The organism is Streptomyces griseorubiginosus, from assembly GCF_036345115.1.
Taxonomy (GTDB): domain Bacteria; phylum Actinomycetota; class Actinomycetes; order Streptomycetales; family Streptomycetaceae; genus Streptomyces; species Streptomyces griseorubiginosus_C.
Map to the genome: position 1 here is coordinate 7,023,085 of NZ_CP107766.1, position 22,593 is coordinate 7,045,677.

20 protein-coding genes and 1 riboswitch are annotated in these 22,593 nt (G+C 69.9%); of the genes, 16 read left to right on the plus strand and 4 right to left on the minus strand.

The window, feature by feature from the left end:
• Positions 1–4: 4 nt before the first annotated feature.
• On the minus strand, positions 5–1,378 hold the full coding sequence (locus OHN19_RS31695) for a cysteine desulfurase/sulfurtransferase TusA family protein (RefSeq protein WP_330267479.1): 1,374 nt from the start codon (positions 1,376–1,378) through the stop codon (positions 5–7).
• A gap of 244 nt (positions 1,379–1,622) precedes the next feature.
• On the opposite strand from OHN19_RS31695, the gene coxB reads away from it, so the two are divergent.
• The 4 genes from coxB (at position 1,623) to OHN19_RS31715 (ending at position 6,106) form a co-directional block, all read left to right on the plus strand.
• Entirely contained in the window at positions 1,623–2,582 is a 960-nt protein-coding gene (coxB, locus tag OHN19_RS31700; RefSeq protein WP_123760218.1) for a cytochrome c oxidase subunit II, read from the plus strand.
• On the plus strand, positions 2,579–4,321 hold the full coding sequence (gene ctaD / locus OHN19_RS31705) for a cytochrome c oxidase subunit I (protein ID WP_330267480.1): 1,743 nt from the start codon (positions 2,579–2,581) through the stop codon (positions 4,319–4,321). Before coxB ends, ctaD begins: the two co-directional genes overlap by 4 nt.
• A complete protein-coding gene (locus tag OHN19_RS31710; protein ID WP_123760216.1) occupies positions 4,318–4,716 on the plus strand; it encodes a cytochrome c oxidase subunit 4 in 399 nt (132 codons plus the stop codon). Before ctaD ends, OHN19_RS31710 begins: the two co-directional genes overlap by 4 nt.
• A 130-nt stretch (positions 4,717–4,846) precedes the next feature.
• Complete coding sequence (locus OHN19_RS31715) at positions 4,847–6,106, plus strand: L,D-transpeptidase (protein WP_330267481.1); 1,260 nt, start codon at positions 4,847–4,849, stop codon at positions 6,104–6,106.
• Positions 6,107–6,199: 93 nt separating this feature from the next.
• Here OHN19_RS31715 and OHN19_RS31720 read toward each other — a convergent pair whose 3' ends face one another.
• Positions 6,200–6,601 (minus strand): hypothetical protein, encoded by a 402-nt coding sequence (locus OHN19_RS31720; protein WP_330267482.1) that lies wholly within the window; start codon positions 6,599–6,601, stop codon positions 6,200–6,202.
• A 145-nt stretch (positions 6,602–6,746) separates the two neighbouring features.
• Between OHN19_RS31720 and OHN19_RS31725 the strand changes: the two genes are divergently transcribed.
• The 7 genes from OHN19_RS31725 to OHN19_RS31755 all read left to right on the plus strand — a co-directional run bounded on the left by OHN19_RS31725 (position 6,747) and on the right by OHN19_RS31755 (position 16,049).
• Complete coding sequence (locus OHN19_RS31725; RefSeq protein WP_053849778.1) at positions 6,747–7,367, plus strand: cytochrome c oxidase subunit 3; 621 nt, start codon at positions 6,747–6,749, stop codon at positions 7,365–7,367.
• A gap of 60 nt (positions 7,368–7,427) precedes the next feature.
• Positions 7,428–8,237 carry a c-type cytochrome gene (locus OHN19_RS31730; protein ID WP_330267483.1) on the plus strand — a complete coding sequence of 270 codons (810 nt, stop codon included), beginning with the start codon at positions 7,428–7,430 and terminating at the stop codon, positions 8,235–8,237.
• Positions 8,234–9,289 carry a ubiquinol-cytochrome c reductase iron-sulfur subunit gene (locus tag OHN19_RS31735; protein WP_330267484.1) on the plus strand — a complete coding sequence of 352 codons (1,056 nt, stop codon included), beginning with the start codon at positions 8,234–8,236 and terminating at the stop codon, positions 9,287–9,289. Before OHN19_RS31730 ends, OHN19_RS31735 begins: the two co-directional genes overlap by 4 nt.
• Positions 9,286–10,923: a cytochrome bc complex cytochrome b subunit gene (locus OHN19_RS31740; protein ID WP_330267485.1), complete on the plus strand. Its 1,638-nt coding sequence runs from the start codon at positions 9,286–9,288 to the stop codon at positions 10,921–10,923. Before OHN19_RS31735 ends, OHN19_RS31740 begins: the two co-directional genes overlap by 4 nt.
• 149 nt (positions 10,924–11,072) lie before the next feature.
• Positions 11,073–12,137, plus strand: a complete 1,065-nt coding sequence (trpD, locus tag OHN19_RS31745) for an anthranilate phosphoribosyltransferase (protein ID WP_330267486.1) — start codon at positions 11,073–11,075, stop codon at positions 12,135–12,137.
• A 75-nt stretch (positions 12,138–12,212) separates the two neighbouring features.
• Positions 12,213–12,329: riboswitch (SAM riboswitch) on the plus strand.
• Between the two features lie 125 nt (positions 12,330–12,454).
• On the plus strand, positions 12,455–13,840 hold the full coding sequence (locus tag OHN19_RS31750) for an aminotransferase class V-fold PLP-dependent enzyme (protein ID WP_330267487.1): 1,386 nt from the start codon (positions 12,455–12,457) through the stop codon (positions 13,838–13,840).
• 67 nt (positions 13,841–13,907) lie between these two features.
• The gene (locus OHN19_RS31755; protein ID WP_330267488.1) at positions 13,908–16,049 is read left to right on the plus strand and encodes a serine/threonine-protein kinase; all 2,142 of its coding nucleotides are present in this window, start codon (positions 13,908–13,910) and stop codon (positions 16,047–16,049) included.
• 47 nt (positions 16,050–16,096) lie between these two features.
• Here OHN19_RS31755 and OHN19_RS31760 read toward each other — a convergent pair whose 3' ends face one another.
• Together OHN19_RS31760 and OHN19_RS31765 are read right to left on the minus strand one after the other, a co-directional pair.
• Complete coding sequence (locus OHN19_RS31760; RefSeq protein ID WP_020137395.1) at positions 16,097–16,378, minus strand: Lrp/AsnC family transcriptional regulator; 282 nt, start codon at positions 16,376–16,378, stop codon at positions 16,097–16,099.
• Positions 16,375–17,115, minus strand: a complete 741-nt coding sequence (locus tag OHN19_RS31765; RefSeq protein WP_330267489.1) for a rhomboid family intramembrane serine protease — start codon at positions 17,113–17,115, stop codon at positions 16,375–16,377. The genes OHN19_RS31760 and OHN19_RS31765 overlap by 4 nt, the downstream gene beginning before the upstream one ends.
• A gap of 164 nt (positions 17,116–17,279) precedes the next feature.
• Between OHN19_RS31765 and OHN19_RS31770 the strand changes: the two genes are divergently transcribed.
• The 5 genes from OHN19_RS31770 to OHN19_RS31790 all read left to right on the plus strand — a co-directional run bounded on the left by OHN19_RS31770 (position 17,280) and on the right by OHN19_RS31790 (position 22,573).
• Positions 17,280–17,519, plus strand: coding sequence for a hypothetical protein (locus tag OHN19_RS31770; RefSeq protein WP_020137397.1), 240 nt, complete (start codon positions 17,280–17,282; stop codon positions 17,517–17,519).
• Between the two features lie 34 nt (positions 17,520–17,553).
• Positions 17,554–18,897, plus strand: coding sequence for an NYN domain-containing protein (locus tag OHN19_RS31775; RefSeq protein WP_330267490.1), 1,344 nt, complete (start codon positions 17,554–17,556; stop codon positions 18,895–18,897).
• 209 nt (positions 18,898–19,106) lie between these two features.
• Positions 19,107–20,141 carry an NlpC/P60 family protein gene (locus tag OHN19_RS31780; RefSeq protein ID WP_330267491.1) on the plus strand — a complete coding sequence of 345 codons (1,035 nt, stop codon included), beginning with the start codon at positions 19,107–19,109 and terminating at the stop codon, positions 20,139–20,141.
• 188 nt (positions 20,142–20,329) lie between these two features.
• Positions 20,330–21,346 carry an NlpC/P60 family protein gene (locus OHN19_RS31785; protein WP_330267492.1) on the plus strand — a complete coding sequence of 339 codons (1,017 nt, stop codon included), beginning with the start codon at positions 20,330–20,332 and terminating at the stop codon, positions 21,344–21,346.
• 33 nt (positions 21,347–21,379) lie between these two features.
• Entirely contained in the window at positions 21,380–22,573 is a 1,194-nt protein-coding gene (locus OHN19_RS31790) for a hypothetical protein (protein WP_330267493.1), read from the plus strand.
• Positions 22,574–22,593 lie beyond the last annotated feature (20 nt).

A 22,593-nucleotide genomic window follows, 5' to 3' on the forward strand; every position in this document is an offset into this window, starting at 1 on the left:
CCCGCTAGGAGATCCGGCGGACCACGTAAGCCGAACCCCGGTCCGCCGGTTCCTCTCCCACGTACTCCTGCTCCCGCATCTCGCACCACGCCGGGATGTCCAGGCGGGCCGCCTCGTCGTCCGAGAGGACCCGGACGGTCCCGCCCACCGGCACGTCCCCGATCACCTTCGCCAGTTCGATGACCGGGATCGGGCACCGCTTCCCGAGGGCGTCCACGACCAGCGCGTCCTCCCGCACCCCGACCGCCGGCACGACCGTCGGCGCCGGCGCGCCGAGCTTCTCCCGGACCCGCGCCACCGCCCCCGGCAACACCTCCAGGAACCGGTCCACCTCCTCGGAGACCGCCCCGAGCGGCAACGAGATCCGCACATTCCCCTCACTCAGCACCCCCATCGCCTTGAGCACATGGCTCGGCGTCAACGTGCTGCTCGTGCAGGACGAACCGGAGGAAACGGAGAAACCCTCCCGGTCCAGCTCGTGCAGAAGGGTCTCGCCGTCGACATAGAGACAGGAGAAGGTGACGATCCCGGGCAGCCGCCGCTCCGGATCGCCGACCACCTCCACATCGGCCACCAGCTCAGGCACCTGCGCCTGGATCCGCGCGGTCAGCTCCCGCAGCCGTACCGCCTCCTGGGCCGCCTCCGCCCGCACCGCCCGCAGTGAGGCCGCCGCCGCGACGATCGCCGGCAGGTTCTCGAACCCCGGCACCCGCCCCGACTCCCGCTCGTCGGTGGGTCCTTGCGGCGAGAACCGGACACCTTTGCGCACGGCGAGCAGCCCGACCCCGGACGGCCCGCCCCACTTGTGCGCACTGCCCGTCAACAGGGACCACCCGCCCTCCACCGGCCCCCACGCGAGCGACTGCGCCGCATCCACCAGCAACGGCACCCCGGCCTCCCGGCACCCGGCAGCCACCTCACCCACCGGCTGCACGGTCCCCACCTCGTGGTTGGCCGACTGGAGACAGGCCAGGGCGGTATCGGGCCGAAGCGCGTCGACGTACGCCTGCGGACTCACCGCTCCCGTCCGCCCCACCGGAACCTCGGTCACGTCGAACAACTCAGCCGAATGGAGGACGGAGGAGTGTTCGACAGCAGACACGATCAGGTGGCGTCCCACCCGCCGCCGCCCGGCAAGCGCCCCACTGATCCCGAGGTGCACGGCCTGGGTCCCGGAGGAAGTGAAGGCCAACTCGTCGGCACGACACCCCACCGCCTCGGCGGCGGCTTCCCGAGCAGCATCGAGCAACATCCGAGCCCGCCGCCCTTCCCGATAGAGCCGGGACGGATCAGCCCACCCTTCGTCCAGGGCCGCCAACAGCGCCTGACGAGCAACGGGATGGAGCGGAGCACCGGAAGCAGCGTCAAAGTAAGACACACGCCAACGCTAACTCCCCAGGGGCGCGGGGAACTGCGCGACCAGCGACGAACAGCCCGCAGCCGCCAATTCAGCGAACCCCCTACCCAGTAGGCACCCCTCCCCGCGAACCCCCGGAGGGCGTCGGCTAGGGTTTGGTCCGCATAAACATCCAAACCCCTGCCCGACGCAGGGCGGCGACCGACCACCGAAGAAGGCAGGCCGCAGCCAATCCGCGCGGGCGAGACTCTCGGGAAGGCGCTACGTGAGTCCCAACGGCTCCGACCGCTCGCCGCGGCGCCCGATGCGGCGGAAGCTGCTGCAGGCAATGACCGCGGGCCTGGTCCTGGCGACCGCCACCGGTTGCACATACAAGGACTTCCCCCGCCTTGGTATGCCCACCCCGACCACGGAAGAGGCTCCGCGGATCCTCTCCCTCTGGCAGGGTTCCTGGGCAGCCGCGCTGGCCACCGGCGTGCTGGTGTGGGCCTTGATTCTGTGGAGCACGATCTTCCACCGGCGCAGCCGGACCAAGGTCGAGGTTCCTCCGCAGACCCGGTACAACATGCCCATCGAGGCGCTGTACACGGTGGTTCCGCTCGTCATCGTCTCGGTCCTGTTCTACTTCACGGCCCGTGACGAGTCGAAGCTCCTCAGCCTCAAGAAGCAGCCCGACGTCACCATCAACGTCGTCGGCTACCAGTGGAGCTGGGCGTTCAACTACATCGAGCCCGTCGCGGGCTCGACGGGCGACGCGAAGACCGACAAGAACCTGGACGCGATTCCGACCCGGTTCAAGGACGACTTCCCGGCGAACGCCGGCGGTGTCTACGACTTCGGCACCCCCGCCACGCGGAACCCGCAGACCGGCAACCCCGGCCCGACCCTCTGGCTCCCCAAGGGCAAGACGGTCCGCTTCGTCCTCACCTCGCGTGACGTCATCCACTCCTTCTGGGTGGTGCCGTTCCTGATGAAGCAGGACGTCATCCCGGGCCACACCAACGCCTTCGAGGTGACCCCCAACAAGGAGGGCACCTTCCTGGGCAAGTGCGCCGAACTCTGCGGCGTCGACCACTCCCGGATGCTGTTCAACGTGAAGGTCGTCTCCCCCGAGCGCTACGAGCAGCACCTCAAGGACCTCGCGAAGAAGGGGCAGACCGGTTACGTTCCCGCGGGCATCGAGCAGACCGCCCACGAGAAGGACCGGGAGACGACGAACCTGTGAGCATCCTCAACGAACCCCAGGGTGCCGCCGAAGCAGGGTCCCACTACGCGGACGAACTGCCGGTCCGGCGCCAGAACCGCGGGAGTGTGGTCATCAAGTGGCTCACCACCACTGACCACAAGACGATCGGCACGCTGTACCTCGCCACGTCGTTCGCGTTCTTCCTGATCGGCGGCGTGATGGCGCTCTTCATGCGCGCCGAGCTGGCCCGTCCGGGCCTGCAGATCATGTCGAACGAGCAGTTCAACCAGGCTTTCACGATGCACGGCACGATCATGCTGCTGATGTTCGCGACGCCGCTGTTCGCCGGCTTCACCAACTGGATCATGCCGCTGCAGATCGGCGCGCCCGACGTGGCGTTCCCGCGGCTGAACATGTTCGCCTACTGGCTCTACCTGTTCGGCTCGACGATCGCGGTGGGCGGCTTCCTCACCCCGCAGGGCGCGGCCGACTTCGGCTGGTTCGCCTACTCCCCGCTGTCGGACGCGGTCCGCAGCCCGGGCGTCGGCGCCGACCTGTGGATCATGGGTCTGGCCTTCTCCGGCTTCGGCACGATCCTCGGTGCGGTCAACTTCATCACCACGATCATCTGCATGCGCGCGCCCGGCATGACCATGTTCCGCATGCCGATCTTCACCTGGAACGTGCTGCTGACCGCGGTCCTGGTCCTGCTCGCCTTCCCCGTCCTCGCCGCCGCGCTGTTCGCGCTGGAGGCGGATCGGAAGTTCGGAGCACATGTCTTCGACGCGGCCAACGGCGGAGCGTTGCTGTGGCAACACCTCTTCTGGTTCTTCGGCCACCCAGAGGTGTACATCATCGCGCTGCCGTTCTTCGGCATCATCTCCGAGGTCATCCCGGTCTTCTCCCGCAAGCCGATGTTCGGCTACATGGGCCTGATCGGCGCGACCATCGCGATCGCGGGTCTGTCCGTGACGGTGTGGGCGCACCACATGTACGTCACCGGCGGTGTACTGCTCCCGTTCTTCTCCTTCATGACGTTCCTCATCGCCGTACCGACCGGCGTGAAGTTCTTCAACTGGATCGGAACGATGTGGAAGGGGTCGCTGAGTTTCGAGACCCCGATGCTCTGGGCCACCGGCTTCCTGATCACCTTCACCTTCGGTGGTCTGACCGGTGTCATCCTGGCCTCGCCGCCGCTGGACTTCCACGTCTCGGACTCGTACTTCGTGGTGGCGCACTTCCACTACGTCGTCTTCGGCACCGTCGTCTTCGCGATGTTCTCCGGCTTCCACTTCTGGTGGCCGAAGTTCACCGGCAAGATGCTCGACGAGCGCCTCGGCAAGATCACGTTCTGGACGCTGTTCATCGGCTTCCACGGCACCTTCCTGGTCCAGCACTGGCTGGGCGCCGAGGGCATGCCGCGTCGTTACGCCGACTACCTGGCGGCCGACGGCTTCACCGCCCTGAACACGATCTCGACGATCAGCTCGTTCGTGCTCGGCCTGTCGATCCTGCCGTTCCTCTACAACGTGTGGAAGACGGCCAAGTACGGCAAGCCGGTCGGCGTCGACGACCCGTGGGGCTACGGCCGCTCCCTGGAGTGGGCGACCTCCTGCCCGCCGCCGCGGCACAACTTCCTCACCCTGCCGCGGATCCGCAGCGAATCCCCGGCGTTCGACCTGCACCACCCGGAGATCGCCGCTCTCGACCAGCTCGAGAACGCCGGTCACGGTGAGAAGGCTCTGGCCGGCAACGGCGGCAAGGAGGCCGGCAAGTGAAGATCCAGGGACGGATGTTCATCTGGCTGAGCGTCTTCATCCTCGTCATGGCGATCGTCTATGGCGTGTGGTCGAAGGAGCCGGCCGGCACCACCGCGCTCTTCCTGGCCTTCGGCCTGTCCGTCATGATCGGCTTCTACCTCGGCTTCACGGCCAAGCGGGTGGACGCCGGCGCGCAGGACAACAAGGAGGCCGACGTCGCGGACGACGCCGGCGAGGTCGGGTTCTTCAGCCCGCACAGCTGGCAGCCGCTCGCCCTCGGCTTCGGCGGCGCCCTCGCCTTCCTGTCGGTCGCGATCGGCTGGTGGCTGCTGTACTTCTCGGTGCCGGTGATCCTGGTCGGCCTGTACGGCTGGGTCTTCGAGTACTACCGCGGTGAGAACCGCACCCAGTAGCACGAGCGGAGCTCAATGGAGCCCGGACACTCCGTCAGGAGCGTCCGGGCTCCTGCGTTTGCCACAAGACTGATCACTCGTACGAGTCACCCGGCGTGCCGCAGTTGACTTCGCTTCCTAGCGTGAAGTCATGAACCACACACCGCGAACCCGCACCGTCGTCAGCTGCACGATGCTGGTGATCGCCTTCGGCATAAGCACCTCAGCCTGCGGGTCCGACGGGAACCCGCTGGCGGCCGCTCCGTACGACGCGGCGGACCAGGTCTCCTTCAACGCGCCCACCGACGACGGCAAGAAGGCCGACCCGGACAAGCCCCTGGAAGTCTCCGCGGACGACGACGCCCGGATCACCGACGTCACCGCCACGGACGCCACAGGCCGCTTCGTGGCGGGCGAACTCTCCGCCGACGGCTCCCGCTGGCACAGCACCTCGGCGCTGGCCGCAAACGCCCACTACACGGTCCGGGTGAGCACCGAGGACGAGGACGGGGCGCCGGGCCGCAAGGTCCTCGACTTCGACACCAGCAAGCCGGTGGGCAAGAAGCGCCTGAACGTCACCTTCGGCCCCAAGTCGGGCACGTACGGCGTCGGCCAGCCGATCACCGCCAAGCTGGACAAGCCCGTCAAGGACAAGGCGCAGCGGGCGGTCGTCGAGCGGGCCCTCAGGGTCGACGCGACGCCCGCCGTGCAGGGTGCCTGGCACTGGGTGGACGACAAGGAGCTCCACTACCGGCCCCGGGAGTACTGGCCCGCCCACGCCACCATCCAGGTCCGCAGCGAGCTGGAGGGCGTCAAGATCGGCGACCGGCTCTGGGGCGGAAAGGGCAAGCCCGTCAGACTGACCACCGGCGACCGCATCATCGCCGTGACGGACGCCTCGTCGCACGCGATGACGGTCTACAAGAACGACCAGGTCATCAAGGAACTCCCGGTCACCACCGGCAAGCCCGGCTTCGACACCCGCAACGGCGTCAAGGTCGTACTGGGCAAGGAGTACTTCGTACGTATGCGCGGCACCAGCATCGGCATCGCCGAGGGTTCCTCGGAGTCGTACGACCTCCCGGTCTACTACGCCACCCGCGTCACCTGGAGCGGCGAGTACGTGCACGCCGCCCCCTGGTCGGTGGGCTCACAGGGCTACGCCAACGTCAGCCACGGCTGCACCGGCATGAGCACCGCGAACGCCGAGTGGTTCTTCGAGACGGTCCACGAGGGCGACGTCGTCAAGGTCGTCAACTCCGACGGCCACACCATGGAGCCCTTCGGCAACGGCTTCGGCGACTGGAACCTCGACTGGAAGAAGTGGCGCGAGGGCAGCGCGCTGGTGGCAGCACTGCCGGACGCCCCGAGCGCGGCGCAACAGGCAAGACTGAGGCCACAGAGCGTCTAGACAGGGGCTCGCTGGACTCCTCAGGGGCGCGGGGAACTGCGCGCCCAGCCGCGGATGGTCTGCAGTCGCCCGAAAACAGAAGTCCCCGAGTTCCTAGGCGCTCAGGGCCTTCCGATCCCGCAGCAGAGAAGCCAGCGCCGAGGCGAACTCCACCGGGTCCACCGGATGCGTCACCGCACCCTCGGCCCGGCTCCACGTGGCCAGCCACGCGTCCTGCGGCCGCCCGATCAGCAACAGCACCGGCGGACAGTGGAACACCTCGTCCTTGATCTGCCGGCACAACCCCATACCCCCCATGGGCACGGCCTCGCCGTCCAGGACGCAGACGTCGATCCCGCCCCTGTCCAGCTCCTTCAGCACCGCCGCCGGGGTCGCGCACTCCACGAACTCCACCACCGGGACATCGGGAGCGGGACGGCGTCCCGTCGCCAGCCGAACTTGCTCGCGGGTGTTGGAATCGTCGCTGTAGACCAGCACCGTGGCGGTCGGCTGCATTGTTCCTCCGTGACGTCAGCGTCGTAAGGACAGGCCCGTTGGCCCGGATGCTACTCCCTTGCACCCCACGTCAACACCGGTACGGACCAGGGAGACACTCCGAACGGCACCCCCCGGAGTGAGGGCGGGATAAGCGACCGACATAATGTCGGTCGTGGCGACAGCAACGACAGTAGAAACCGGGCACGCGCACCCGTCGGTCAACCGGCCGAACCTCACCAGCGTCGGAACCATCATCTGGCTGAGTTCCGAGCTGATGTTCTTCGCGGCCCTCTTCGCGATGTACTTCACCCTGCGATCGGTGACGGGACCCGATCACTGGAAGGAAATGGCGCACAGCCTGAACTTCCCGTTCTCGGCGACGAACACCACGATCCTGGTGCTCTCCTCGCTCACCTGCCAGCTCGGCGTCTTCGCCGCCGAGCGCGGTGACGTGAAGAAGCTCCGGGGCTGGTTCATCGTCACGTTCATCATGGGCGCGATCTTCATCGGCGGTCAGATCTACGAGTACACGGAGCTGGTGAAGAAGGACGGGCTCTCCCTGTCCTCCGACCCGTACGGCTCGGTGTTCTACCTGACCACCGGCTTCCACGGCATGCACGTGACGGGCGGCCTGATCGCGTTCCTGTTCGTTCTCGGGCGTACCTACGCGGCCAAGAGGTTCACCCACGAGCAGGCGACCGCCGCGATCGTCGTGTCCTACTACTGGCACTTCGTCGACGTCGTCTGGATCGGCCTCTTCGCCACGATCTACATGATCAAGTAGCCGGGCCCGCTCCCGACATCGCAAGCATCGACGCAGAAGATCCTGACACCGGGGTAATCCGTGAAAAAGCTCTCCGCACGACGACGCCACCCGCTGGCGGCGCTCGTCGTCCTACTCCTCGCGCTGGCATGCACCGGGGGGCTGTACGCCGTGTTCGCACCCGCGAGCAAGGCGCAGGCAGATGAAACCGCCCAGTCCCTGGCCATCGACGAGGGCAAGAAGCTCTTCGCCGTAGGCTGCGCCAGCTGCCACGGCACCGGCGGTCAGGGATCCTCCGACGGCCCGAGCCTGGTGGGCGTGGGCGCCGCGGCCGTAGACTTCCAGGTCGGAACGGGTCGTATGCCGGCCCAGCAGCCGGGCGCGCAGGTTCCGCGCAAGAAGGTCATCTACACGCAGGCCGAGATCGACCAGCTGGCCGCGTACATCTCCTCGCTGGGCGCGGGTCCGAGCATCCCGACCGAGGCGCAGTACGGCCCCGACGGTGCCGACATCGCCAAGGGCGGCGAGCTGTTCCGCGACAACTGCACGCAGTGCCACAACTTCACCGGCAAGGGTGGCGCGCTGACGCACGGCAAGTTCGCGCCGAGCCTCGAGGGCGTCAGCCCGAAGCACATCTACGAGGCCATGCAGACCGGCCCGCAGAACATGCCGTCGTTCCCCGACACCACGCTGTCGGAGCAGAACAAGAAGGACATCATCGCGTACCTGAACGCGGTCAACGGCGACGACACCGTGAGCCCCGGCGGCCTTGAGCTGGGCGGTCTCGGCCCGGTCTCCGAGGGCCTGTTCGCCTGGATCTTCGGCCTCGGCGCGCTGATCGCGGTCGCCGTCTGGGTCGCCGCTCGGACCGCAAAGGCCAAGAAGTCATGAGTAGCCAAGACATTCCAGAAGAGAACCTGCCCGCAGAGCAGGACGCGCACGGCGCGGTAAGTGTCGCGGACGAGCAGAACCCGTTCGCCGACCCCGGGCTTCCGCCCCACGAGCACCGGGTGCAGGACATCGACGAGCGGGCCGCCAGGCGGTCCGAGCGCACGGTGGCCATGCTGTTCACGGTCTCGATGCTGTCGACGATCGGGTTCATCGCCTCGTACGTGGGCATCCCCCACGACAAGTCGATCTACGTGTTCCCGATCGGGCACATCAACGCGCTGAACTTCGCGCTCGGCCTGACCCTCGGTCTCGCCCTCTTCGCGATCGGCGCGGGCGCGGTCCACTGGGCCCGCACGCTGATGTCCGACGAGGAGATCGCCGACGAGCGTCACCCGATCGAGGCGTCCCCCGAGGTCCGCGCGAAGGTGCACGCGGACTTCAAGCAGGGCGCCAAGGAGTCGGCGCTCGGCCGCCGCAAGCTGATCCGCAACACGATGTTCGGCGCGCTGGCCCTGTTCCCGCTCTCCGGTGTCATGCTGCTGCGCGACCTCGGTCCGCTGCCCGGCACCAAGCTCCGCCACACCATGTGGTCCAAGGGCAAGCTGCTGGTCAACATGAACACCGACCAGCCGCTGCGTCCCTCGGACGTCGCGGTCGGCTCCCTCACCTTCGCCAAGCCCGAGGGCCTGGAGGAGCACTCCGAGGAGTTCCAGACCGAGATCGCCAAGGCCGCCCTGATGATCGTCCGGCTCCAGCCGGAGAACATCAAGGACAAGCGCGAGCTCGAGTGGTCGCACGAGGGAATCGTCGCGTACTCGAAGATCTGCACCCACGTCGGTTGCCCGATCTCCCTGTACGAGCAGCAGACGCACCACGTGCTCTGCCCCTGCCACCAGTCCACCTTCGACCTCTCCGACGGTGCCCGGGTGATCTTCGGCCCCGCCGGTCACGCCCTGCCGCAGCTGCGCATCGGCGTGAACGACGAGGGCTACCTTGAAGCGCTCGGCGACTTCGAGGAGCCCGTCGGTCCTGCATTCTGGGAGCGCGGATGAGCACTACAGAGTCCACCGAGGCCCGCTCTCGCGGGAAGGCACCGGCCGGCGAGCGCGTCGCCGACTGGGCCGACGGCCGACTGGGGATCTACTCCCTGGCCAAGGCCAACATGCGCAAGATCTTCCCCGACCACTGGTCGTTCATGTTGGGCGAGGTCTGCCTCTACAGCTTCATCATCATCATCCTCACGGGTGTGTACCTGACGCTGTTCTTCCACCCGTCGATGAACGAGGTGGAGTACCACGGCAGCTACGTCCCGCTGCAGGGACAGATGATGTCCGAGGCATTCAACTCGACCATGCACATCTCCTTCGATGTGCGCGGTGGTCTGCTGATCCGGCAGATCCACCACTGGGCGGCGCTGATCTTCCTCGCAGGCATGTTCGTGCACATGATGCGCGTGTTCTTCACGGGTGCGTTCCGCAAGCCGCGTGAGGTCAACTGGCTGTTCGGCTTCCTGCTGTTCGTCCTCGGCATGTTCACCGGCTTCACCGGTTACTCGCTGCCGGACGACCTGCTCTCCGGCACCGGTGTCCGCTTCATGGAGGGCGCGGTCCTGTCCGTGCCGATCGTCGGCACGTACCTGTCGTTCTTCCTGTTCGGCGGGGAGTTCCCGGGCGGCGACTTCGTGGCCCGGTTCTACTCGATCCACGTCCTGTTGCTGCCGGGCATCATGCTCGGCCTGGTCGTCGGCCACCTGATCCTGGTCTTCTACCACAAGCACACGCAGTTCGCGGGCCCCGGGAAGACCAACAACAACGTGGTCGGCATGCCGCTGCTGCCGGTCTACATGGCCAAGGCCGGAGGCTTCTTCTTCCTGGTCTTCGGTGTCATCGCGGTCATCGCGGCGATCGCCTCGATCAACCCGATCTGGTCGATGGGCCCCTACCGTCCCGACCAGGTGTCCACGGGCGCCCAGCCGGACTGGTACATGGGCTTCTCCGAAGGCCTGATCCGTGTGATGCCGGGCTGGGAGATCAACTTCTGGGGCCACACGCTCGTCCTGGGCGTGTTCATCCCGCTGGTGATCTTCCCGCTGGTCCTGGTCGCGATCGCGGTCTACCCGTTCATCGAGTCCTGGGTCACCGGCGACAAGCGCGAGCACCACATCCTGGACCGCCCGCGCAACGCCCCGACGCGGACCGCGTTCGGTGTCGCCTGGATCACCTGGTACTTCGTGCTGCTGATCGGTGGTGGAAACGACCTCTGGGCCACCCACTTCCACCTGTCGATCAACGCCATCACCTGGTTCGTGCGGGTCGCGTTCTTCGTCGCCCCGGTCCTCGCGTTCATCGTCACCAAGCGGATCTGCCTCGGCCTCCAGCGCCGGGACAAGGACAAGGTGCTGCACGGCCGCGAGTCCGGCATCATCAAGCGCCTGCCGCACGGTGAGTTCATCGAGGTGCACGAGCCGCTCAGCCAGGAGCAGCTGCACACGCTCACGGCGCACGAGCAGTACAAGCCGGCCGCGATCGGCGCCACGGTCGACGAGAACGGCGTCGAGCGCAAGGTCAAGGGCTCCGAGAAGCTGCGCGCCAAGCTGAGCGAGGCGTACTACGGCGAGGAGTCCCAGATCCCCAAGCCGACCGTCGAGGAGTACAAGGAGATCACGAGCGGCCACGGCCACCACTGATCGCTGCTTGTCGCTGCGCTCGCCACGCGCGGTAGGAGGGCCCCGTCCGATCACCGGACGGGGCCCTTTGCCGTGCTCTGGGCTGGATAGGGTGGGGGCACACTCTCGCGCGAGAGTTCCCCTCTCTTACGACACCCAGGAGCGGCCCCATGAGCGCTGTGACCCCCGCTGGAGGCGACATCGCGGCGGGCCGTTCCTGGCCCGAGGTGCTGAACGCCCTGCTGTACGGGCGCGACCAGAGTGCCGACGCGACGGCGTGGGCGATGGACCGGATCATGCAGGGCGAGGCGACCGACGCGCAGATCGCCGGGTTCGTGGTCGCGCTCAGGGCCAAGGGCGAGACGGTCGAGGAGATCAACGGGCTGGTGCGGACGATGTACGCGCACGCCAACGTGATCGAGGTGCCCGGGCGGACCGTGGACATCGTCGGCACCGGCGGTGACGGCGCCAAGACCGTCAACATCTCCACCATGTCGGCGATCGTCGTGGCCGGAGCCGGTGCCACGGTCGTCAAGCACGGCAACCGGGCCGCCTCCTCCGCGTCCGGCGCCTCGGACGTCCTGGAGAAGCTCGGCGTCAATCTGGAGCTGACGCCGAAGCGGGTGGCGGAGGTGGCCGGCGAGGCCGGGATCACCTTCTGCTTCGCGATCAAGTTCCATCCGGCACTGCGTCACGCCGGCGCCGCCCGCGGCCAGTTGGGCATCCGCACGGTGTTCAACATCCTCGGCCCGCTGACCAACCCCGCCCGGGTGCGCTCCCAGGCGGTCGGGGTCGCCGATCCGCGCATGGCGCCGGTCGTCGCGGGCGTCTTCGCCGAGCGCGGCAACTCCGCCCTCGTCTTCCGCGGTGACGACGGCCTCGACGAGCTGACCACCACGTCGACCTCCCGCGTCTGGATCGTCCGCGACGGCAAGGTCACCGAGGAGAGCTTCGACCCCCGGGACGTCGGCATCGAGCTGGTCCCGGTGGAGGCCCTGCGCGGCGGTGACCCGGCGTACAACGCGGAGGTCGCGCGCAAGCTCCTGGACGGCGAGACGGGCCCGGTCCGCGACGCCGTACTCCTGAACTCGGCGGCCGCGCTGGTGGCCCTGGACCCCGGCACCGGGACGCTGGCCGAGCAGCTGCGGGCCGGGATGGACAAGGCCGCGGAGTCGATCGACTCCGGGTCGGCGAAGCGGACGCTGGAGCGCTGGGTGGCCGCGAGCAACGCCTGACGGGCACTACGTGTCGTCCCGCGATCCGGACACGGGTTGCGGGACGACGATCACATCACGTAAGTTTTTTGACCAGGTCATGAGTGACAGTCATGAGGCCCCGGCCGACTGTCCGGCAACCCTCCGTCCGTGGCGGGGTGCCCCGGGTGAAGACCAGGCCGTAGGCAGCGAGGTCTGCGGCAAGCGCGGATCCCTCACGAACCAGGGATCCTGGTCGTTCGAGGAGTCTTCCGTGAGCAAGCGAATGCGATAGGGCCGAGAGCCCCGCCTCCGCGCACCCCTCTCATCCTTCACCTGTCTTTTCACGGGAGTTCCCCATGTCTGTCTCCACCGCTGCCTCCGCCCAGACCATTTGTGCCCAGCTGCCCGTTCTGGGCCGGGACGTCACCGTCCCGCTCGTCACGGGCGGCGAAGTCACCTACGCGGCCCTCGACTACGCGGCCAGTGCCCCCGCCCTCCAGCGCGTCTGGGACGACGTGGCGGCCTACGCGCCGTACTACGGCAGCGTGCACCGCGGGGCCGGCTACCTCTCCCAGCTGTCGACCGACCTGTTCGAGAACGCCCGAAAGACCGTCACCGAGTTCCTCGACTGCCGCGAGGACGACCAGCTGATCTTCACCCGGTCGACCACCGACTCCCTCAACCTGCTCGCCGCCGCCCTCCCCGCCGACTGCCAGGTCTTCGTCTTCGAGACGGAGCACCACGCGAGCCTGCTGCCCTGGCTGCATCCGATTGCGGCTGCGCCGCGGGCCGCCCGGGTCAGCTACCTCGACGCCCCGCGCACCCCGCGCCAGGCCGTCGAGACCCTGGAGAAGGCCCTCGCCGCCCGTGACCCGCAGGGCCCGGCCCTGGTCTGCGTCACCGGCGCCTCCAACGTCACCGGCGAGCTGTGGCCGGTCCGCGAGCTGGCCGCCGCCGCGCACGCCCACGGCGCCCGGATCGTCCTGGACGCCGCCCAGCTCGCCCCCCACCACCCGGTCAGCGTCCGTGACCTGGACGTCGACTGGGTCGCCTTCTCCGGCCACAAGCTGTACGCCCCCTTCGGCTCCGGTGTCCTGGCCGGCCGCGCCGACTGGCTCCGGGCGGCCGACCCCTACCTCGCGGGCGGCGGCGCCAGCCGCAAGGTCACCCGGCGCGAGGACGGGGGAGTGGACGTGGAGTGGCACGAGAGCGCCGCGCGGCACGAGGCCGGCTCCCCGAACGTCATCGGCGCCTACTCCATCGCCTCCGCCTGCAAGGCCCTCACCGAGGCCGGCTTCGACACCCTGGTGGCCCGTGAGCAGCACCTGATCGAGAAGGTCCGCCAGGGCCTCGCCGAGGTCCCCGAGGTCCGCGTCCTGTCCCTCTTCGGCGACGACGCCCCCCGCGTCGGCGTGATCTCCTTCGTCGTCGAGGGCTGGAACAGCTCCCACTTCGCCGCCGCCCTGTCCGCCGAGTACGGCATCGGTGTCCGCGACGGCCTCTTCTGCGCCCACCCCCTCGTCCGCACCCTCCTCGGCAGCGACCCGCAGACCCAGGGCGAGTGCGGGGCCCCCGAGGCGGCGCCCGGCGAGAAGTCCCTGAACGCGATCCGGGTGAGCTTCGGCGCGGGCACGCCGGACGAGCACGTGGAGCGGTTCGTGATGGCCGTGAAGGAACTGGTGGCGGACGGTGCGAAGTGGCAGTACCGCACCGAGGACGGGCGCTGCGTCCCGGCCGTCTGACGTACGGGCGTCCACCCCGCGTATACGCTCGATCCCGGCAGCCGTACGGAAGCAGGGGGAGCACGGGGTGCAGGAGCTGCGCGAGACGGACCCGCGGACCATCGGGCCGTACCAGGTCCTGGGCAGGCTCGGATCCGGTGGGATGGGCGAGGTGTACCTCGCCGAGGCGCGCGGCGGGCTGCGGCTGGCCGTGAAGGTGGTACGCGCCGAGCACGCCGAGGACCGCACCTTCCGCGCCCGGTTCCGGCACGAGGTGCGGGCCGCGCAGACCGTCGGCGGGGCCGGCACGTACACCGCGCGGGTCGTGGACGCGGACACCGAGGCCGCGCGGCCGTGGATGGCCAGTGAGTTCGTGGCGGGCCCCAACCTGCGGGACGCGGTGCTGGACCGGGGCCCGCTGCCCGCGGACGCGGTACGGCTCCTCGCGGGCGCGCTCGCCGAGGCGCTCACGGCGATCCACGCCAAGGGCCTGGTGCACCGGGACCTCAAGCCCTCCAACATCCTGCTCGCGCCCGACGGGCCCCGCGTCATCGACTTCGGGATCGTCCGGGCGCTGGAAGGCACCGCGCTGACCCGGACCGGGGTGGTCGTCGGGTCGGTCGGCTACCTCTCTCCCGAGCAGATCCGCAACGGCGCCCAGGTGGTCCCGGCCAGCGACGTCTTCTCCCTGGGCGCGGCCCTCGCGTACGCGTCCGGCGGGAAGGAACCGTTCGGTGAGGGGCAGGATTCGGTCGTGCTGCTGCGGATCCTGACCGGGGACGTCGACCTGTCCGCCGTACCGAAGGAACAGCTGCCGCTGGTGGAGGCCTGCCTGCGGGACGACCCCGCGGCGCGGCCGACGCCCGCCGAGCTGGTCGCGGCCGTGGGACACACCGCGGGCTCGCTGCGCGAGGGCCTGCGCCCCGGGTGGTACGCCCCCGGTGCCGTGCGGGAGCCCGAGGCCGCCCGGAGCGGGGCGCACTGGGTTCCCGCGCACGACTCGGGGGAGCGGGAGAGCCGGGTGGAGTACGTGGCGCCCGCGACCGTCGCGGAGGTCCCCGCGGTCACCCATGTGACACCGGCCCCCGCCCCGCCGTCCCGGCGCAGGCTGCTGCGGGCCGTGGCGGGCGGAGCCGGAGCGGTAGCCGCCGCGGGCACGGGCGGCTGGCTGTGGCTGCGGGACCGGCCGGACGACACGGTCGAGGCGGGGGCCGGGTCCGCGCCGGGCGCGCCCGCGACGGGTTGGCAGTACAAGGTCCAGGGGCTCGGCGGGCGGCGCGGCCCCTGCGCGGCCCTCTCACCCGACGGCACCCGCGTGTACGTCGGCGGTGCGGACGGCGCGCTGCACGCGCTGGACCTGGACGGGCGGACCGTGTGGCGGACCTCGCTCGGCGCCGAGGCCATGTCCCCGCTCGCCACCGCCGACGGTGTGTACTGCCTGCTGGAGGACGACCAGGACGGCGCCTCCGAGCTGTGCGCGCTCGGCCCGCGCGGCAAGGTCCGCTGGACGAAGGCGTTCGCCGCGAACAGCCAGTTCCCGGTGGCCTCGGGACGACTGGTCCTGGTGTCCTACGGCGACGGCTCGGACGCGGGCGGGGTGCGGGCCTACGCCCCCGACGGCAGCGTGCGCTGGTCCACGCCGACCGGCGCGGCACCCACCAGCGAGCCCCTGGTGGCGGACGGGGTGGTCTACGTCGGCACCTTCGGGGACCAGGTGCAGGCCCTGGACGCGAAGACCGGCGAACGGCTCTGGGCCACGAAAGCCGGCCTCGACACCGGACGGCCCGCGCTGGTCGGCGGCACGCTGATGGTCGGCTCCGGCGGCGAACAGATGCTGCACGGCCTCAGCCGCGCGGGCAGGCTCCTGTGGGACTCGGGCAACGACAAGGTGTACGGCAGCCGCTACTTCACCTGCGTGCCCTTCGGCGGTCTCGGCGTCACCGCGTCCGACTACGAAGTGGTCGCCCTGGACCCCGCCGACGGATCGACGGCGTGGTCCTTCCGGTTCACCGACGACGGAAGCCAGTACAGCGACCCGGTGGTCTTCGGCGACACCGTCTACGTACGGCACGGCTCGACGCTGTACGGCCTCGACCGCGAGGGGAAGCGGACCTGGCAGCGACGCGTCGAGGGCGGCGCGTCCATCGGCACCCAGTCCCCGGTGGTCCGGGGCGGCCGGGTCTACGTCGCGACCGCCGACGGCATCACCGTGCTCGCGTCGGCCTCCTAGCCGACGAGGCGCGTCAGCCGTCGAGGCCGGTCAACCGTCGAGGCCGGTCAGCTGTCGAGGCCGATCGCGAAGGCGGCCTCCAGGTCGTGCTGGGAATACGTGCGGAAGGCCACGTGGGTGTCCGTGGCCTCGACGCCGGGGATCTTGCTGATGCTGCCGGGGATGACCTCGGCGAGGTCCTCGTGCTGCTTCACCCGGACCATCGCGATCAGGTCGTACGTGCCCGTCACGGAGAAGACCTCGCTCACGGACTCCAGCGCGGCGATCCGCTCCGCGATCTCGGGGATCCGGTCCACGCTGGTCTTGATGAGGACGATCGCGGTGATCACGGCTGGTTCTCTCCCTCGGGGGCCGGAGCTGGGGCGACCTTCACTCTAGTGGCAGGGCCGAAGCGCACCCAGGCGTAGGCGAGGCCCAGGCCGAAGCCCACCACGTGGGCCAGATAGGCCACCCCCGGTCCGTCGCTCGCCCGGCCCGCCGCCAGCCATTGCAGGGTCGCCCAGAACGGCAGGACGACCCAGGCGGGGAAGCGCAGCGGCAGGAAGAAGAGGAACGGCAGGAGACTGGTCACCCGGGCCCCGGGGAACAGGAAGAGGAACGCTCCGAGGACCGCGGAGATCGCCCCGGACGCGCCGACCAGGGACTGCTCCGAGCCGGCGTTGGCGGCCGCGTAGCCCAGCAGGGCGAGGTAGCCGCAGCCGAGGTAGAAGAGGAGGAACTGCACCCGGCCCATCCGTTCCTCGGTCATCACGCCGAAGACGTAGAGGAAGAGCATGTTGCCCAGCAGGTGCACCCAGCTGCCGTGGATGAACAGCGCGGTGGCCGGGGACAGGGCGGCACCGGCGGAGTCCTCGAAGAGCTCGGCGGGGACCACGCCCCAGCGGTGGAACCAGGCCCGCTGGGCGGCCAGGAGCGCGTCACCGTGGCCGTAGGCCGGATTGAGGCCGGACGCGGGGCCGACCAGGAAGATCAGGAAGCACAGCGCGATCAGACCGTAGGTGACCGGTGCCGATCCCCACAGCGACCTGCTTGCTCCACCGACCGTCACCCTCCAGTTGCGGATCATGAACACAGAGCATGACGTAACGGGACGCAAGCCGACAGACCGCCTCGCCGCCGCGGACGCCCGAGCGGCGAGTACCCGCCAGGCCGTAGGGTTACGTGCCACACCCCGGGGACCCCGGTGTGTCGCGGACAATAGAAGGCCTAGAAGGAAAGAGCACAGTCACGATGACGGTTCCCCTCCCGACCGCCTCGACGCGGTGGCGCTGCACCCTCTGCGGCAACCTCACGCGCTTCGACGTGACCCGCTCGTCGAAGGTCGTCGAGTACGTCCACCTCGACCTGGCCGGAGAGCCCAAGGTCGAGGAGCGCGAGGTGGTCAGTGAGACCATCGAGTCGGTGCGGTGCCGCTGGTGCAACGCCGTGGACCAGGTGGAACTCGTGGACAGGCCGGGCGCCGACTCCTGAGCGGAGCGGCCCCGCAGGTATTGGGGTGTGACGGATGGCGGAGACCACAGGCGGGGGGCCGGGCGACGGCGCCGCCGAGGTGCTCGACCGTCCGCTGCCCGACAGTGTGCGACGCCGGGTCGTGCACATCGTCTCGGAGGGCTTCGGCGGGCTGACCGTCGGCGAGCTGCCCGCCCAGCTGCGGCAGTACGCGCGCTTCGCCCCCAACCGGCGCGCCAAGTTCGCGGGCAACGCGATGGCGGCCGCGCTGGAGACCGATCCGCTGTTCCGCCAGCGCATCGGGGAGAAGTTCAGAGAGGCCCAGCCGGAGCTCTGCGGTGCTCTCGACTCCGGTGCGCCGCCCCCGGCCGCGGATCCGCTCGACGTGGCGGCCGCGGCCTATGTTCTGCGGCCCACCGGGTGGGTCAAGCTGGTCACCGCGGCCGGCGAGGAGGCCCTGCGGGCGGACGCCGAGCGGGCCGACGAGGAGGCCCGCGCCGAGTTGGAGCGGCTGCGCGAGGAGCTCACGGCGGCGCGTGACCAGACGCGCGCCGAGACCGAACGGCTGCGCGCCGAGCTGGAATCGGCCAAGAAGGAAGCCGAATCGCTTCACCGCAAACTGCGCGCGGCCCACAGTGACGTCAAGCGCGGCGAGGCCGCCCTGCGCAAGGTGCAGGGCGAGATGGACGCCGTACGCGCCGAGGGGCAGGCCCAGGTGTCGGCCGCGGAGAGCGAGACGCGGCGCCTGAAGGCCCGTCTCGGCGAGGCGGAAGCCGCCCTGGAGGCCACCCGCAGAGCGGCGCGCGAGGGGCGCAGTGTCGAGGACATGCGCGTACGGCTGCTTCTGGACACCGTCCTCGACGCGGCCCAAGGGCTGCGCCGGGAACTGGCGTTGCCGCCCGTCTCGGTCCGGCCCGCCGAGACCGTGGACGCGGTCGAACCGGGACGAATGACCCCGAAGGACATCGCCGCGCGGGCCCTGTCCGAGAACGACCCGGCGATCCTGGACCAGCTCCTCGCCCTGCCCCAGGCCCACTTGGTGGTCGACGGCTACAACGTCACCAAGACCGGCTATCCCCAGATGCCACTGGAGAAGCAGCGCCTCAGGCTCCTCGGGCAGCTCTCCCAGCTCGCCGCGCAGACCGGCGCCGAGGTGACCTGTGTCTTCGACGGGGCCGAGCTGGCCGCGCCGGTGCTGCTCGCGCCGCCGCGCGGGGTGCGGGTGCTGTTCTCCAAACCCGGCGTCACCGCCGACGAGTTGATCCGTCAGCTGGTGCGCGCGGAGCCGCCCGGACGACCGGTGATCGTCGCCTCGACCGACCGCGAGGTCGCCGACGGGATCGCCAAGGCGGGGGCCCGGCCGGTGGCTTCTGCGGTACTTCTGAAGCGGCTGTCCTAAACATCAAAGTCCAGGTTTATTGTCCCAATTGGCCGTATCGTCACGCAACGTAGTGTCAAGCGGGCATCACCGCACGTGAGTTGTGTGTAAAGAATGCATGGCGTGACGGGATTTTGCTCCTGAGGATTTGAACTGATCACAGGAAGGTCACTAGGGTCTGCTCTCGAACCTCCGAGCGGGTGATCACTCAAAAGAAGGAGTTCACCTCCGTGGCGTCCCACCGTCGACCCAAGCAGCCGAGCCGTGTGCGCGTGACCGTGCTCACCACCGCAGCTGCTGCCGCCGTAGCCCTCAGCGCCAACGCTGCCAACGCGGCGCCGAGCGACAAGCCCAGCAAGGACGAGGTCAAGGCGAAGGTCGACGCGCTCTACGAGCAGGCCGAGCAGGCCACCGAGAAGCTCAACGGCGCCAAGGAGAAGCAGCAGGATCTCCAGAAGGAGATCTCCACGGTCCAGGACAACGTGGCCCGCGGCCAGGAGGAGCTCAACGAACTGCGCGACTCCATAGGCCTCGCGGCCGCCGCGCAGTACCGCTCCGGCTCCATCGACTCCTCCCTCCAGCTCTTCCTGTCCTCGAACCCCGAGGACTACCTGGACAAGGCCTCCACGGCCGACCAGCTCAGCGCCCAGCAGGTCGACGCGCTGAAGAAGATCCAGGAGAAGCAGCGCGAGCTCGCCCAGCAGCGCGCCGAGGCCACCGAGAAGCTCCAGGACCTCGCGAGCACCCGCGCCGAACTGGCCAAGCAGAAGAAGGCCGTTCAGGGCAAGCTGGCCGAGGCGCAGAAGCTCCTCAACACGCTGACCGCCGCCGAGAAGGCCGCCCTCGCCGCGGCCGACGCCCGCGCCAGCCGCTCCGCCACCGAGCGGGTGGACCTCGGTGACGCGCCCGCCGCCTCCGCCCGGGCCGAGGCCGCCTTCCAGGCCGCCCAGACCCAGCTCGGCAAGCCGTACGTCTACGGCGCCACCGGCACCGCCTCCTACGACTGCTCGGGCCTGACCTCCTGGGCCTACGCGCAGGCCGGCGTCACCATCCCGCGCACCTCCCAGGCCCAGGCCAACGCCGGCACCCGGATCTACTCCGAGAGCCAGCTCAAGGTCGGCGACCTGGTCATCTTCTACGGCGACCTGCACCACGTCGCCCTGTACGCGGGCAACGGCCAGGTCATCCACGCCCCCCGCACCGGCACCGTCGTGCGCTACGAGTCGATCAACAACATGCCGTTCCAGTTCGGCGTGCGGATCTGACACGGGACGCCGCACCGCCCGAACGGGCGAATTGCGGCAACTCCCGCTGACCCCACACCCCGCCCATGACCTGCGTCGTGGGCGGGGTGTCACGTTCCGTGGGCGCGGAGGTCGTTGGAGACGCCCCCTCCTCGGGGCTACTGTCGGCCGCGTTTCCCTGTCCGCCAGCGGAAGGAGCGCGGCTTCCCGTGGGGTCCCATCGCCGCCTTGTCCAGACGTCCGGGTTCAACCGGGGTGCCGGTGCCGCCCTGGGTGTGCTGTCCGCGGCGGCCGCCGCGCTCGGCGCCGTACCGGCGAACGCCGCCCCCTCCGACGGCACCCGGGCCGAGGTGGACCGCCTCTACGAGGAGGCCGAACAGGCCACCGAGGCCTACAACAAGGCCGACGAGCGCGCCGACTCGCTGCGCGAGGAGGTCAGCACCGCGCAGGACGGCATCGCCCGGCAGCAGGAGCGCATCAACTCCATGCGGGAGGCGCTCGGTTCGCTGGCCGGCGCCCAGTACCGCTCCGGCGGCCTCGACCCGTCCCTCGCGCTGCTGTTCTCCGACGACCCGGAGGACTACCTCGACAAGGCCGCCGTCCTCGACCGGATCAACGCCCACCAGGCGGGCGAGCTCAGGGACCTCCAGGAGGCCATGCGCGAACTCGCCCAGGACCGCGCCGAGGCGGCCCGCAAGCTCGGCGACCTGGAGACCAGCCGCAGGGCGGTCGCCTCCCACAAGCGCGCGGTCGAGAAGAAGCTCGCCAGGGCGCGGGAACTCCTCAACGCCCTGCCGTCCGACGAGCGCGCCGCCTACGACCGGGCCTCCCGCTCCGGCCGCGGTGAGATGCCCGACCTCTCGGGCGCGGTGGCGCCCTCGGGCCGGGCGGCCGCCGCCGTGGCCGCCGCGCAGTCCGCGCTCGGCAAGCCGTACGTGTGGGGCGCCAACGGGCCGAGCGGCTTCGACTGTTCGGGCCTGATGCAGTGGTCGTACGCCCGGGCCGGGGTCTCCCTGCCGCGCACCTCGCAGGCCCAGCGGTACGCCGGCCGCCAGGTCCCGCTCTCCCAGGCCCGTCCCGGTGACCTGGTCACCTACCGCGGCGACGCCAGCCATGTCGGCATGTACGTCGGCAACGGCCAGGTCATCCACGCCCCCTACCCCGGCGCCCCGGTGCGCTACGACCCGGTGGGCATGATGCCGGGGGCGACGGTCACACGCCCCTGACCGGGGGCCGGTGAACCCGTACGATCGGGAAACATGGCTGGTCGAAGGCAGGCGTCGAAGCACGGTGTCGTGGTGCTGTGCCTGTTGCTGGCCTCCCTGGTGGCGTGCGGCGGCAGGCCCACGGCCGCCGACTCGGCGAAGGCCGCCGTCCAACTCGTCCTCGACCGGCGGGCCGCGGCCGTCCTCGACCGGGACAGGGCGGCGATAGCCAGGACGGGCGCGGCGGACTGGTGGAGCGACCTCAGTGCCGTCCCGCTGGCCTCCTGGTCCTACAAGGTCACGGCGGTGCACCGCAGCGGCTCCACCGCCACCGCCGACGCCGAACTCCGTTACCGGGTCCAGGGCTACGACAGCGCCCCGGTCACCGTCGCCCGCACCCTGGACCTCTCCCTGGACGCCTCCGACCACTGGTACGTCGTCAGGGAGCGGCCCGCTCGGAAGGCGCCGCAGCAGCTGTGGGACCAAGGGCGGGTGACCGTCGTCCGCGGCACGCACAGCATGGTCCTCGGTGTCGGCCACTCCGGCGAGAAGCTGCACTCCTTCGCGGACCTGGCCGACCGCGCGGTGCCCGCGGTGTCGGACGCCTGGGGCACCGGCTGGTCCCGGCACGTCGTCGTGCTCGTCCCGGAGTCCCTGGACGGCATGGCGGGCCTGCTCGGCTCGCCCGCCTCCTCGTACCGCGGGATCGCCGCCGTCACCACCGGCGAGACCGGCGCCCCCGCGCAGGCGCCCGCCGACCGGATCATCGTCAACCCCGACGCGTACGCGCTCCTCGGCCTGCTGGGCAGACAGGTCGTGCTGACCCACGAGACCACCCATGTCGCCACCCGCACCGCCACCACCGCCGCGACCCCGCTGTGGCTGTCGGAGGGGTACGCGGACTGGGTCGGCTACCGGAACACCGGGCGCACCCCGGCCGAGGCTGCGCCGGAGCTGGCGGAGGCCGTCTCCGCGCGCCGGGTGCCGAGGGCTCTGCCGTCCGACGCGGACTTCGGCTTCTCGGGCAGCGCGACCGGCCTCGCGCGGTCCTACGAGGGCGGCTGGATGGCCTGCCGGATGATCGCGGACCGGTGGGGCGAGGCGAAGCTGGACGCGTTCTACCGCGCGGTGGGCGAGCACGAGAAGCGACCCGGCGCGGTCGAGACGGCCCTGGCGAAGATCCTGGACACGGACCTGCCGGCCTTCACCGCCGAGTGGCGCCAGTACCTGCGCGACGAACTGGGCTGACAGGACAGGCCGATCGGCGC